This is a genomic window from Pseudomonas sp. F-14 TE3623 (assembly GCF_053629015.1).
Window position 1 is genome coordinate 6,020,143 of the sequence record NZ_JBRJHM010000001.1, and the last position, 13,547, is coordinate 6,033,689.

Genomic DNA, 13,547 nt, shown 5'->3' on the forward strand with positions numbered 1-13,547 from the left:
CCCAATCGCGAGCAGGCTCGCTCCCACATTTGATCTCCGTTGCTCACAAATAATGTGTTTACAACAGATCCAGTGTGGGAGCGAGCCTGCTCGCGATAGCGGTCTGTAAAGCCCCGCAAAACCCCGCTGACACCCCGCGCCGCAAAACCCCGACCGAACATCTATCCTTCATATAGGTCAACCAAGGGAGAACAAACGGACCGGAGGAATGTTCATCGTGCATATCGCTGACATAACCATGTTCTACGCCCCTGCCAGCGGTGGCGTGCGCACTTATCTGGATGCCAAACACCGTCGCCTGGGCAGCAAGCCAGGCATTCGTCACAGTTTGCTGATCCCTGGGGCTCATTTGAGTGAACAGGATGGCGTTTACACGGTTCCGGCCCCTGCCCTGCCCTTTGGCAAGGGATATCGCTTTCCCCTCCGTCTCGCGCCTTGGCGCAATGTCCTGCAGGATTTGCAGCCCGATCTGATTGAAGTCGGCGATCCTTACCTGACTGCCTGGGCTGCTTTGGACGCCAAGCGGCAACTCGATGTGCCAGTGATCGGTTTTTATCACTCAGACCTGCCGCTGCTGGTCAGCAATCGCATGGGCAACTGGGTTACACCCAATGTCGAAGCTTATGTCAGCAAGCTCTATGGCAACTTCGACCGGGTTTTGGCGCCGAGTCAAATCATGGCCGATAAACTGATCGGGTTGGGGGTGAAAAACGTTTTCGTACAACCGCTGGGCGTCGACCTGCAAACGTTCAACCCCAGTAAACGGGATACAGGTTTGCGGGCCGAATTGGGCATCGATGAAAACACTCATCTGCTGATCTTCGCCGGCCGTGGATCCAAGGAAAAAAACCTGCCGGTGCTGCTCAAATGCATGAAACGCCTGGGCCGTCGCTATCACCTGTTACTGGTGGGCTCGTCGATGCCGACCCTGGTACCGCGCAATGTCACCGTCCTCAATGAGTTCTACCCGGCGGCGCAAGTCGCGCGCTTGATGGCCAGTGCCGATGCGCTGGTGCATGCAGGTGATCAGGAAACCTTTGGCCTGGTGGTCCTTGAAGCCATGGCCAGCGGCATTCCGGTGGTGGCCGTAGCCGCCGGGGCTTTTCAGGAAATTGTCACCGATCAATGCGGCCTGCTTTGCACGCCGAATAATCCAGCGGCGATGGCCAACGCTGTGCGTGAATTGTTCAGTCAGGGCAGCGCCGCGCTGGGCAAACAAGCCCGCAGCCATGTCGAACAGCATTACGCCTGGGATATCGTGGTCGACAGCCTGTTGGGGCACTATCACGCTGTACTCGGCACTCAATGGCCGCTAACCGCCAATGGTTGAGCCCATGAACGCGCCCAGCCTGTTACTGGTATTGCACGACGTTGCGCCGAAAACCTGGCCCGATTACCAAGCCTTCGTCGAAGCCGTCGACGCGTTGGGTGAGGTGCCTATCACCTGGCTGGTGGTGCCGAATTTCCACAAACATAATGACCTGGCCGCGTATCCGGCGTTTCGACGTTTGCTGACCCGCCGGGTCGCTCGCGGCGACGAACTGGCACTGCACGGTTACTTCCATTGCGATGAAGGACCGATCCCCATCACTCCCCGAGACTGGTTCATGCGTCGAATCTACACCCATGAAGGCGAGTTCTACGACCTGTCACAGGAGGCCGCCCTCACCCGCCTGCGTGCCGGAATCGAGGTGTTCCACCGTTACAACTGGCCATTGGAAGGTTTCGTCGCTCCAGCCTGGTTGATGAGCGAAGGCACCCGTCAAGCCTTGCGCCAGGTACCGCTGCGCTACACCAGCGACTCGCAGCATCTGTATCGATTGCCGGACTTCACCGCGATCGATGCCCCATGCCTGGTCTGGAGCGCGCGCAGCGCCTGGCGTCGGGGCCTGTCGAAAATTGTCAGCGATCAGCGCGAACAACGTTGGCGCCAGGCGCCGGTGATTCGTCTCGGCCTGCACCCGGTAGACATGCGCCATGAGTTCTCGCGTCAGTACTGGCTGCAAACCCTCAAGCGCTTGCTCGACGAGGGACGTGTTCCGATGACCAAGGCCAACTGGCTGGCACAGCAACGCGACGTCGTCGGTCGCGCCGCATGAGCCGCGGGATTCTGCTGGTCGTCGCCCTGCTCGCTGCGGTGCTCATCCCGTCGTTGCTGGGTGGCGGAGAGACATGGTCGCGATTGCAAAGCTTTCCGCTGAAATGGCTGCTGATCATGTTCGGCATGATCCTGCTCTGCTGGATGCTCAACACCCTACGCTTGCGCCTGCTGCTGGGGGATCAGTGCGGCAAGGTCAGTCGCTTCAAAAGCCTTGGGGTGGTGATGTCCGCCGAGTTCGCCTACTGCGCCACCCCCGGCGGCAGTGGCGGACCGCTGACCATCATGGCCCTGCTGGCACGCCATGGCGTACGACCGGCCAGGGGCAGCGCTGTGTTCGCCATGGACCAGTTGAGCGATCTGCTGTTTTTTCTCTGCGCGCTAAGCGGGATTCTGATTTATGCACTGTTCCAGCACCTCAGTCAGCGCATGGAATGGCTGTTGACCGTCAGCGCCGTCTCAATGTTCGGTGGGCTGTTCAGTTGCGTGTTGGCGGCTCGCTACCACCGTTCGCTGATTCGCCTGAGTGGTCGGTTGCTCGCTCGTCTCAATGTCAAAGGCACCACCCGGATGCGTTGGGCGCGAAAGCTCCTGCACTTCCTGGCGGCCTTTACTGACACATTGAAGTTGCCTTTTCAGACGTTAATCACGGTGTTTGCACTGACCTGCCTGCATTGGCTCTTGCGCTATAGCGTGTTGTATCTGGCGTTACGTGGGCTGGGTGTGGATTTGCAGTGGGCCTGGTGTTTTCTGATCCAGATGCTGTCGCTGAGTGCAGGGCAGTTCAGCCTGTTGCCGGGCGGTGCCGGGGCGGCGGAACTGACATCGGCGGCGCTGCTGGCGCCCATGGTCGGGAAATCCACCGCGGCGGCGGCGATTCTGATCTGGCGGACAGTGACCTATTACTTCTATCTGGTGGTCGGTGGGCCGGTGTTTTTGCTGATGCTTGGGCGGCCATTGCTCAGGAAGTTGATGAAGCTCAAGCAGGCTTAAAGATCGCCACAGGGTGATCTTTTTCAGGAGTCCCCGGATTCATCCTCTGAATCATTCTGCAACTGCTCCCACAACTCGGCGGCACCGGGAAATTCCGTGCCGTCTTCGGGGCTCAGGTCATCCGGGTCATAGCGACTCAAACAGCCCTCACCCTGCGTGGCGGGTGCCTTGGAAGTAGCTTTGTCCAATGGATCGGCCATGGTTATGTTCTCAGTGCAAAAACGGCGAAGGGCCTGCAGCGATTGAACGCCCAGGCCCTTCGAATTTCAACTGTATGGCTATCAGAACACGACGGTTTTGTTGCCATGCACCAGCACCCGGTCTTCCAGGTGATAACGCAGACCACGGGCCAGCACCATTTTCTCGACGTCACGGCCGAAGCGCACCATGTCTTCAATGCTGTCGCTGTGACTCACGCGCACTACGTCTTGCTCAATGATCGGACCGGCATCCAGCTCTTCGGTGACATAGTGGCAAGTAGCGCCGATCAACTTCACACCGCGCATCGAAGCTTGGTGATACGGCTTGGCGCCAACAAACGACGGCAAGAAGCTGTGATGAATATTGATGACTTTATGGGCATATTCGCTGCACAACTCAGGCGGCAGAATCTGCATATAACGGGCAAGTACCACCACTTCGGCCTCGTGCTGTTTGACCAGACGCGAGACTTCGGCGAAGGCCGGCTCCTTATTCTGTGGGTTGACCGGGACATGGTAGTAAGGAATACCGTGCCACTCGACCATGCTGCGCAAATCATCATGGTTGGAGATCACGCAGGCGATTTCACAGTCCAGTTCGTCACTGTGCCAGCGGTGCAGCAAGTCGGCCAGGCAGTGGGATTCGCGGCTGGCCATCAACACCACGCGTTTCTTCTGCTCGGTGTCGGTGATGCGCCAGTCCATCGAGAACTCTTCGGCAATCGGTGCAAACGCTTCGCGAAAGGCTTCGATACCGAAAGGCAGCGAATCGGCACGAATTTCGTGACGCATGAAGAACCAGCCACTGAGATTATCCGAGTGATGGCTCGCTTCAGTGATCCAGCCGTTATGTGACGCCAGAAAGTTACTGACTTTAGCAACGATGCCGACGCGGTCCGGGCAAGCAATCACCAGCCGAAAAGTGCGCATGAGGGGGAAACTCCAGAACTTCGCAAAGGCCGCTATTCTAGCGATTGCGCAGCAAAACTGCAGTATTGATGACGCATGGCTTTGCCCGCAGGTCCGATACAGGTTCTGCAAGCACCAGGCTGGCCCACGCGATGGTGTTCTTGCGGGCAATCTTCAAGAGGTCAACTGTGAATATTTGTGACGCTATTTAACTGCCCCTCCAATGTGTGTCCTATTCCGCAACTAATTTAAATAAAACTCCGGTTAAATGTTTACTTGATGAAACACCCTGACTATTATTGTCGCACTGTCACCCTGCCATCCAGCGCCTAACATAAGGTAGTCCCCATGTCCTTGATCAACGAATATCGCGCCACCGAAGAAGCTATCAAAGAGCTGCAAGCCCGTTTGAAGAATCTGTCCCAAGACGACAAACTGCAAACCGAGCTGGAATTCGAAGGCAAACTGCGCACCCTGATGGGCGAATACTCCAAATCCCTGCGCGACATCATCGCGCTGTTGGATCCAGAGTCCAAAACCAAGGCTCCACGTGGCGGCGCAGTAAAAACTACCGGCACCAAGCGTGCTCGCAAAGTTAAACAATACAAAAACCCGCACAACGGCGAAGTCATCGAAACCAAAGGTGGCAACCACAAGACTCTGAAAGAGTGGAAAGCCAAGTGGGGCGGTGACGTGGTTGAAAGCTGGGCTACCCTGCTGGGCTAAGCCGCAAGCGTGTCGCAGACTGATCCGCGACCAAAAGAACGCCAGCAAATGCTGGCGTTTTTTTATGCCTGGAATTCAAGCGCAGATTATTTTCGTTTTCAAAGACTCAAACGTTTGCGTAATGCCTGGACATGATTTTTCCATTCGTCCAGAACCTCTCGCTGAAACGATGTAGCACTAATCATCAATTGGGCAGCATCTGTCAGAAAACTTTCCAGAGTATTGGGCGCGCCCCACTGGGGTGCAGACAAACGTTTCTGACAGAATATTCGCCAGCGCTCTTGCTCTTCGAAACTCAACGTATCAGGGAAGTTGCGTGCGCGATAACGAAACAATAATTCCGGCAAACGCTCATCATCGAAAGGCCACTGTTCTTGTGCTAATTGCTCAGGGTCAGCGGTTCTGACTTGCTCGCATAGCCGCCGATCCCGATCACCAATAAAACCGTCGTATAACTGTTGCTCGGGATCCAGGCTCGGGGAAAAATCGTCGTTGGCGTAAATGCCCGACACTTTGTCTCGCCAAACTTGTTGTGCGTCACTTAGCCGCAGCGCACGCTCCTGATAAAGCGCCATATCCAGCCCCAAACGTTGCTGATCTACAGGACGAAGTACCGATAACGGCGCCACTACCGGGCACTTATTAATGTGTATGAGCTTGAGCGGCACCGGCAGTTCGCCTTCGGCCAAGTCATCGCGGCGGGTATAAAGTCGCTGACGCAAGGTCTCGGCATCCAGATCGAGCAGCCCCAGAGGGTCCAGATGCAGGTCACAGACAATCAGCGCGTTGCGATTACGCGGATGCCAGGCCAGCGGCAGCACCACACCCACATAGTTGCGGGCCGCCGAGAAGCGCCCGGAAATATGCACCATCGGCTGCAACAGCCGAATTTGATCCATGACCTTTTGTTTGCTGCGCAATTGAAACAGCCAGTCATATAACTTCGGCTGTTTTTCCCGAATCAGGCGCGCCAGGGCGATGGTGGCGCGAACATCCGACAGCGCCTCGTGTGCATGCCCGTGATCGATGCCATTGGCGGCGGTCAGACGTTCGAGTTTGAGCGTGACTCGCCCTTCGTCGTCCTTGGGCCAGACGAGGCCATCGGGACGCAAGGCATAGGCCGCGCGCACAACATCGATCAGGTCCCAGCGGCTGTTGCCACCCTGCCACTCCCGTGCGTAAGGGTCGAAGAAATTTCGATACAGGCTGTAACGGGTCATCTCGTCGTCGAAACGCAGGGTGTTGTACCCTGCCCCACAAGTGCCGGGCGCCGCGAGCTGGGCATGAACCCGGGTCATGAAATCGGCTTCGATCAAACCTTGTTCGGCCAAGCGGCCAGGCGTAATCCCGGTGATCGCGCACGCCGCCGGATGCGGAAGTATGTCGTCACTGGGCTGGCAGTAAAGATTGACCGGCTCGTCTATTTCATTGAGATCGAAGTCGGTGCGAATCCCCGCCACTTGCAGCGGACGGTCGCAACGGGGGTTGATGCCAGTGGTTTCATAGTCGTACCAGAAGATCGAGGTCACGGGCTGTTCCTGAACTGAAGACCGGCGAAGTCTAGGCGCACACACGGCGCCCCGACCAGCAATCTTGTTATTCAAACATCTCTGACCACGCACCATGCAATACATAGTTATGTCGTTTTCCCCCGAGAGGCTGCTAGCATCCGACGAACCAGGCCACATCAAGGTTGCCCATGCTCAAAACCACAGCACTGCCAGGGAAAGCGACGCTGGCCCCGCCACTGGACACGCGGTATCACGTCGAAACGCCCGAAGGCATCGACTTGCCGCTGCGCCCGGCCGGGTTGATGGTACGTGCGCTGGCGTTCGCCATCGACCTGGGCCTGCGCGGGGTGATTCTGGGCCTGCTATTTATTATGTTGGCGTTTCTGGGAAAACTCGGCGCCGGGCTGGGTTCGATTCTGCTGTTCGTGGTGAGTTGGTGGTACATGGTGCTGTTCGAGGTGCTCAACCAGGGCCGCTCTCCGGGCAAGCAATGGATGGGGTTGCGCGTAGTGCATGACGATGGCACGCCGATCGGCTGGTCCGCGTCCTTGCTGCGTAACCTGCTGCGATTTGTCGACATGTTGCCGTTTGGCTACTTTCTCGGAGCAATCAGCTGCCTGCAACATCCCACCTTCAAACGCCTTGGCGACCTGGCCGCCGGTACGCTGGTGATCTACCGCGAACAACCGCTCACCCGACCGCAACTGCCCGACGTCCCGCCGCGACGCGCAGCCTTCGCGCTGACGCTGACCGAGCAACGCGCCATCCTCGGGTTTGCCGAACGTCAGGGTGAGCTCTCCGAGGCACGGGCCAACGAACTCGCCTCGATACTCGCGCAACCGTTGCAGGTATCGAAGCCACAGGCCAGAGCCGAACTCAACGGTATCGCCCGCGGACTGTTGGGCCCCACATGAAGCAAAGCCTTTTCGAAAGTCGCCACCAAGCCGAATGGGAGCAGTTTGCACTCATGCTTGGACGGCTGGAACGAGGCAAGGACGCCTCTGGGATCGCCAGTTTCCCCAACGACTATCGACGGATCTGTCACCACCTGGCCCTCGCTCGGGAGCGCGGTTACAGCAGTTTCCTGATCGACTCATTGCAGCAACAGGTTCTGCGCGGGCATCAACAGCTTTATCGGCATCGCAGTCGACTGGGTGCCAACGTGTTGAGTTTCATCCTCGCCGACTTCCCGCGACTGGTGCGTGAGCAGTGGCGTTTCGTCCTTGCCGCCAGCCTGATTTTTTTTGGCAGCCTGATCGGCTTCGCGCTGTTGGTGTATCTGTTCCCGGAACTGATCTACAACCTGATCCCGGCCGAGCAGGTCAGTGAGATGCAAAGCATGTACGACCCCGCCGCCGGTCATCTGGGGCGCTTGGCAGATCGGGCAGCCAGCGAAGACTGGGTGATGTTCGGTTACTACATCATGCACAACATCGGCATCGCCTTTCAGACCTTCGCCAGCGGTTTGCTGTTTGGCCTGGGCAGCGCGTTTTTCCTGTTCTACAACGGGTTGATGATCGGCGCGGTGGCCGGGCACCTGACGCACATTGGTTACGGGCAGACCTTCTGGTCGTTCGTGATCGGCCATGGCGCCTTCGAACTGAGTGCCATTGCCCTGGCCGGTGCCGCAGGCCTGCAACTGGGCTGGGCCTTGATCGCTCCGGGGCGTTTGCCCCGCGCCGAAGCCCTGCAACTGGCTGCGCGCAAGAGCGTGTTGCTGATTTGCGGGGTCATGCTGTTTCTGCTGATTGCAGCATTTATAGAAGCCTATTGGTCGTCGCGGACCGGGCTCACGCCGCTGACCAAATACCTGGTCGGCGCGGCGCTCTGGTGCTTGGTGGCGACTTATCTGCTGTTTGCCGGACGGACCCGTCATGCGCCTGAGTGATGCCAGTGTTGTGATCCGCCCGCGCACAACCTGGGAAGCCATGGACCTGGGAGTGCTGCTGAGTCAGCGCCATCGACGCCTGTTGATGACCAGTTGGGCGATCGTGACCTTGCCGATCTTTGCCCTGCTCAGCTTGCTGCTGTGGGATTCGCCCTCCCTCGCCGTGTTCCTGTTCTGGTGGCTCAAACCGGCGTTCGATCGGCTGCCGCTGTACATCCTGTCCAAAGCCATGTTCGGCGAAACCCCCACGCTGAAACAGGCCCTGCGCCAATGGCCACGCCTGCTCAAACCGCAACTGCTGGCCAGCCTGACCTGGCGCCGCCTGAGTCTGAGCCGCAGTTTTCTGATGCCGGTGGTGCAACTCGAAGGTCTGGGGGGCGAAGAACGCCAACAACGTTTGCGCGTGTTGCTGCAACGCAACGCGGGCGCCGCCCAGTGGCTGACGATCATCGGCGTGCATCTGGAAACTGCGCTGTGGATCGGCTTGATGGTGCTGTTCTACATGCTCTTGCCGCAGCAGGTCGAACTCGACTGGGGCTGGCAGACCTTGATTACCGCCGCCACCCAAGACTGGCTCTGGCTGGAACACCTGACCAATACCTTTTACGTTCTGGTGCTGATTGTCTGGGAACCGATTTATGTGGCCTGCGGTTTCAGCCTTTATCTGAACCGGCGCACGCGGCTGGAGGCTTGGGATATCGAGCTGGTCTTTCGCCGATTGCGCCAACGCATGACCAGCGTGGTCGTCACGCTGCTGCTGGCCGCGATCCTGCTGGTGCCGACGACACAAAGCGTCTGGGCCGCCGAACCGGTTATTTCACCGGACTCTGCGCGTCTGCTGGACCAGCCACTGACCAGCCAGGCGTCCCGGGACAGCATCAAGGCCATCCTCGATCAGCCCCCCTTCAAGAATAAGGAAACAGTAACGCGCTATCGTTTTGGCGAAGACAAACCCGCCTCCAACACTGCCGATGATAGTCAAACACCCGCCTGGCTGAAGGCGTTGTTCAGCTTGCTGGACAGCCAGCGCTTTGGCGTATTGGCCAACCTGATCGAAGTGTTGCTGTGGGGCACAGTGATCGGCGCTATTGGGCTATTGATCTGGCGTTACCGCGACTGGCTGCAGGCCTTCGTCAGCCGCCGACCCACGTTAAATCGCAAAGTCGCGCGGCCATTACCGCAGCAGGCGTTCGGCCTGGACCTCAACCGCGAAACCCTGCCCGCCGACATCGCAGCCAGCGCCGAAAGCCTCTGGCAGACCCATCCCCGTGAAGCCCTCGGACTGCTCTATCGCGCCCTGCTCAGCCACTTGCTGCACGACTTCAACATGACGCTCAAACCCGCCGACACCGAAGGCGAAGTGCTTCAGCGCGTTGAACAATTGCAACAACCTGCCTTGCTGGCCTTCAGTAAAAACCTCACCGGGCACTGGCAAAACATGGCGTATGGGCATCGATTGCCCCCCGCGCATTTGCAACAGGAACTCTGTGATGGCTGGCGCGCGTTGTTCGGCCCGGGAGCGGTCCGTTGAACCGGCGCTTGTGGCTTTCAGTCGGTGCGTTCATCGCCCTGCTAGTGTGTGCGCTGAGTGTTTACCTGTATTTCAAGGCCATACCCTATTCAGCAGAAATCGATCACGGCCCATCGCCCGAAGCCCAAGCCAACCCCTATCTGGCGGCCGAGCACTTTCTGCGCAAACAGGGCCTGACCGTCAGCCATGCCAACAGCCTCGACATCTTGCCGACTCTCGAGCCTCATCAGCGCAGTTTGTTGTTGCTCGGCGATCGGTCGAACATGTCGCCGCGACAGGTGAATCAGGTGTTGAACTGGACCCGGGCCGGTGGACGTCTTTTATTCGTCGCCGAAGCCCTGTGGGATGAAAAGACCGGTCAGAGCAACGACCTGTTGCTCGACCGTGTGCAGTTGCACCAATCCCTGAGCAAAGACCTCAAAGAACCGCCGCCCGATCCTGTCGACGATCCTTACCCCAAACTGACCAAGCTCTATCTGGAAAACGAAGAGGCGCCGGCCTACTTCAGCTTCGATACCGCGTTCCACCTCGACGACCCGAAGAACCTCGCCCAGGCTTGGGCCAACAGCGGCAAAGCCACGCACATGATGCAGCTGAGCCACGGGCTCGGTTCGATCACCGTGGTCACCGACGCCGACCTCTGGAAAACCCCGGCCATCGACCAGTACGACAACGCCTGGCTGCTGTGGTACCTGACGGCCGACACAGACGTGACCCTGCTGTTCAATACCGATCACGACAACTTGCTGACCTTGCTGTGGCGCTACTTTCCACAAGCCTTGGTGGCCCTGATCGCCCTGATCGTTTTCGGGTTCTGGCATGTGGGCGTGCGTAACGGCCCGTTGCTGGAGCCGGCCACGAGAGCCCGCCGCCAGCTTCAGGAACACCTGCGTGCCAGCGCCGATTTCATGCTCCGCCACAACGGTCAGCACAGCCTGCTGCAAGCCTTGCAACAAGACATCCTGCGTCGTGTCCGTCACCGTCATCCCGGTTTTGAACAACTCGGCGTTGCCGAACAATGGCTGGTGCTCGCACGCCTGACCGGCCAACCCACACGCGCCATCAGCCAGGCCATGAGCCCGCGACCGAAGCAGCGGCTGCCCAGCGCTGAATTCAGCCGTCAGGTCGCCCACCTGCAAACCTTGAGGAACGCCTTATGAGTGAACAGATCGAGCCAGGCACACAGACCCACGCCGTCCAGCAACGCCAGCGCGCCAGCCAGTTGGCCCAAGCGATAAGGACGGAACTGCAAAAAGCCGTGATCGGCCAGAACATCGTGATCGACGATGTGCTCACCGCCCTGATCGCCGGCGGCCATGTGCTGCTCGAAGGCGTGCCGGGGTTGGGCAAGACGTTGTTGGTGCGCGCCCTCGCTCGCTGCTTCGGTGGTGAGTTCGCACGCATCCAGTTCACCCCGGACCTGATGCCCAGCGACGTCACCGGGCACGCGGTGTACGACTTGCAAACCGAGCAATTCAAACTGCGCAAAGGCCCGCTATTCACCAACCTGCTGCTGGCCGACGAGATCAACCGCGCCCCGGCGAAAACCCAGGCGGCGCTGCTCGAAGCCATGCAGGAACGCCAAGTCACCCTCGAAGGCCGCGCCCTGCCCATCGCGCAGCCGTTCATGGTGCTCGCCACGCAAAACCCCATCGAACAGGAAGGCACTTACCCGTTGCCGGAAGCCGAACTCGACCGCTTCATGCTCAAGGTGCGCATGGACTACCCCGATGCCGAGCAGGAGTTGAACATGGTGCGCCAGGTCAGCCGCTCGACCCGGGCCGACATGCTCGACGTGCAACCGTTGCGCACCGTGTTGCAAGCCAAGGACGTGCTGGCCTTGCAACGCATTGCCAGTGACCTGCCAATGGACGATCAGGTACTCGATTACGCGGTGCGCCTGGCTCGCACCACCCGGACCTGGCCGGGGTTGACCCTGGGCGCCGGGCCGCGCGCATCAATCGCCCTCGTACGTTGCGCCCGCGCTCGGGCCTTGTTGCGTGGCGGCGAATTTGTGATTCCCGATGACATCAAAGGCTGCGCGCTGGCCGTTCTGCGTCACCGCGTGCGAATTGCCCCGGAGCTGGACATCGAAGGGCTGGAAGTCGATCAAGTGCTCAAGCAACTGCTCGATCAAGTGCCGGCGCCGCGGCTGTGAACACCCTCATGCAGACCAACCTTGTGGCGAGGGGGCTTGCCCCCGTTGGAGTGCGAAGCGCTTCCAAAAACTTTCAAGCCGTTTTACGACTGCTTCGCAGCCGAACGCGGGCAAGCCCGCTCGCCACAAAGGTGCTGTGCCCGATGGTTGAATGTAGCCCTTACCAAGGAATCGCGACGCAATGAAACCCACGCGCCTGCTGCTGATCTGGCTCGCAGCACTGCTGGCCATCGGCATCGTGCTCGGCGCATTACGGGCACTGGACATCGCAGTTCCATCGAGCCTTTTGGCGATCAACTGGGGATTACTGTTAGCACTGCTGGCATTGGCGATCATCGACGCCATCCGCCTCAAACGCCTGCCCTCGCCCCGCGTGCAACGGCAAATGCCCGGCAGCCTGGCGCTCGGTCGATGGGGCGAAGTGCGACTGGAGGTCGAGCACGATTTTGCTCAACCGCTGAACGTACACATCTACGATCATGTGCCGCACGGCCTTGACTTCGAATTCCTTCCCCTGTCGGTCGAACTGCAACCCGGCCAACAGAGCCAGATCGGCTATCGCCTGCGCCCACTCAAGCGCGGCCACTTCACCTTCGACCACTGCGAAATCAGCCTGCCGAGCCCAATGGGCCTATGGTCTGGCAAACGCCTACTGAACGTAGTCGACAACACCCGCGTCTACCCCGACTTCGCCCGCCTCTACGGCGGCCAACTGCTGGCAGTGGATAACTGGCTCAGCCAACTCGGGGTGCGCCAACGTCAACGCCGCGGTCTGGGTCTGGAGTTTCATCAACTGCGCGAATTCAGAGAAGGCGACAGCCTGCGCCAGATCGACTGGAAAGCCACGGCACGCCAGCGCACACCGATTGCCCGTGAGTATCAGGACGAGCGTGATCAGCAGATCATTTTCATGCTTGATTGCGGTCGGCGCATGCGTAGCCAGGATGATGAGTTGTCGCACTTCGACCATGCACTCAATGCCTGTTTGCTGCTGAGTTATGCGGCTTTGCGCCAGGGAGATGCTGTGGGTCTGTGCACTTTCGCCAGCGATCAACCGCGCTACCTCGCCCCGATCAAAGGCTCAGGGCAACTCAAGGTACTGCTTAACACCGTCTACGACCTCGATAGCAGCCAGCGCCCGGCCGACTACCAGACCGCTGCAAACCAGCTATTGGCCCGACAGAAACGCCGAGCACTGGTGGTGTTGGTGACCAACCTGCGCGATGAAGACGACGAAGAATTGCTCACTGCCGTTAAACGTCTGAGCAAGCAGCATCAAGTACTGGTGGTCAGCCTTCACGAAGAGGCTCTTGACCACTTGCGCCATACGCCGGCGCAAACCCTGCCCGAGACGTTGGTCTACTGCGGCACGGTGGATTATCTGAACGCCCGGGCTGAACTCCATGAGCGGTTGAGTGCTCATGGAGTATCGGTGCTGGATACGCGGCCGGGGGAGCTGGGCGCGGGGCTTGTGACGCGGTACTTGAGCTGGAAGAAAGCAGGGGTGCTCTAATACCGCTCAGATCCTCTCTC

General features: G+C 59.1%; 13 protein-coding genes. 10 read left to right on the top strand and 3 right to left on the bottom strand.

The window, feature by feature from the left end:
* Nucleotides 1-208 precede the first annotated feature (208 nt).
* Genes AB7M29_RS27965 through AB7M29_RS27975 form a run of 3 tightly spaced genes read left to right on the top strand, consistent with a single transcriptional unit; the run spans nt 209 to nt 3,091 of the window.
* Nucleotides 209-1,330 (top strand): glycosyltransferase family 4 protein, encoded by a 1,122-nt coding sequence (locus tag AB7M29_RS27965; RefSeq protein WP_454248471.1) that lies wholly within the window; start codon nt 209-211, stop codon nt 1,328-1,330.
* On the top strand, nt 1,323-2,099 hold the full coding sequence (locus AB7M29_RS27970; protein WP_454248472.1) for a DUF2334 domain-containing protein: 777 nt from the start codon (nt 1,323-1,325) through the stop codon (nt 2,097-2,099). Before AB7M29_RS27965 ends, AB7M29_RS27970 begins: the two co-directional genes overlap by 8 nt.
* A complete protein-coding gene (locus AB7M29_RS27975; RefSeq protein ID WP_217854276.1) occupies nt 2,096-3,091 on the top strand; it encodes a lysylphosphatidylglycerol synthase transmembrane domain-containing protein in 996 nt (331 codons plus the stop codon). The genes AB7M29_RS27970 and AB7M29_RS27975 overlap by 4 nt, the downstream gene beginning before the upstream one ends.
* 23 nt (nt 3,092-3,114) lie before the next feature.
* Here AB7M29_RS27975 and AB7M29_RS27980 read toward each other — a convergent pair whose 3' ends face one another.
* Together AB7M29_RS27980 and purU are read right to left on the bottom strand one after the other, a co-directional pair.
* Complete coding sequence (locus tag AB7M29_RS27980; protein ID WP_217854277.1) at nt 3,115-3,291, bottom strand: hypothetical protein; 177 nt, start codon at nt 3,289-3,291, stop codon at nt 3,115-3,117.
* Nucleotides 3,292-3,372: 81 nt separating this feature from the next.
* Nucleotides 3,373-4,221 carry a formyltetrahydrofolate deformylase gene (gene purU, locus AB7M29_RS27985; RefSeq protein ID WP_007903852.1) on the bottom strand — a complete coding sequence of 283 codons (849 nt, stop codon included), beginning with the start codon at nt 4,219-4,221 and terminating at the stop codon, nt 3,373-3,375.
* 327 nt (nt 4,222-4,548) lie between these two features.
* Between purU and mvaT the strand changes: the two genes are divergently transcribed.
* A complete protein-coding gene (mvaT, locus tag AB7M29_RS27990) occupies nt 4,549-4,926 on the top strand; it encodes a histone-like nucleoid-structuring protein MvaT (RefSeq protein ID WP_007903853.1) in 378 nt (125 codons plus the stop codon).
* Between the two features lie 98 nt (nt 4,927-5,024).
* On the opposite strand, the gene sbcB is transcribed toward mvaT, so the two are convergent.
* Nucleotides 5,025-6,455, bottom strand: coding sequence for an exodeoxyribonuclease I (gene sbcB / locus AB7M29_RS27995; RefSeq protein WP_454248473.1), 1,431 nt, complete (start codon nt 6,453-6,455; stop codon nt 5,025-5,027).
* 170 nt (nt 6,456-6,625) lie between these two features.
* Here sbcB and AB7M29_RS28000 point away from each other — a divergent pair, with 170 nt between their 5' ends.
* From AB7M29_RS28000 to AB7M29_RS28025, 6 genes are all read left to right on the top strand, one after another.
* A complete protein-coding gene (locus tag AB7M29_RS28000; protein WP_217854279.1) occupies nt 6,626-7,351 on the top strand; it encodes an RDD family protein in 726 nt (241 codons plus the stop codon).
* Nucleotides 7,348-8,325 (top strand): stage II sporulation protein M, encoded by a 978-nt coding sequence (locus AB7M29_RS28005; protein ID WP_217854280.1) that lies wholly within the window; start codon nt 7,348-7,350, stop codon nt 8,323-8,325. Before AB7M29_RS28000 ends, AB7M29_RS28005 begins: the two co-directional genes overlap by 4 nt.
* Nucleotides 8,312-9,856, top strand: a complete 1,545-nt coding sequence (locus tag AB7M29_RS28010) for a DUF4129 domain-containing protein (protein WP_454248474.1) — start codon at nt 8,312-8,314, stop codon at nt 9,854-9,856. Before AB7M29_RS28005 ends, AB7M29_RS28010 begins: the two co-directional genes overlap by 14 nt.
* A complete protein-coding gene (locus AB7M29_RS28015) occupies nt 9,853-11,016 on the top strand; it encodes a DUF4350 domain-containing protein (RefSeq protein WP_454248475.1) in 1,164 nt (387 codons plus the stop codon). Before AB7M29_RS28010 ends, AB7M29_RS28015 begins: the two co-directional genes overlap by 4 nt.
* Nucleotides 11,013-12,014: an AAA family ATPase gene (locus AB7M29_RS28020; protein WP_454248476.1), complete on the top strand. Its 1,002-nt coding sequence runs from the start codon at nt 11,013-11,015 to the stop codon at nt 12,012-12,014. Before AB7M29_RS28015 ends, AB7M29_RS28020 begins: the two co-directional genes overlap by 4 nt.
* Nucleotides 12,015-12,195: 181 nt before the next feature.
* Nucleotides 12,196-13,527, top strand: coding sequence for a DUF58 domain-containing protein (locus AB7M29_RS28025; protein ID WP_454248477.1), 1,332 nt, complete (start codon nt 12,196-12,198; stop codon nt 13,525-13,527).
* Nucleotides 13,528-13,547: the final 20 nt, after the last annotated feature.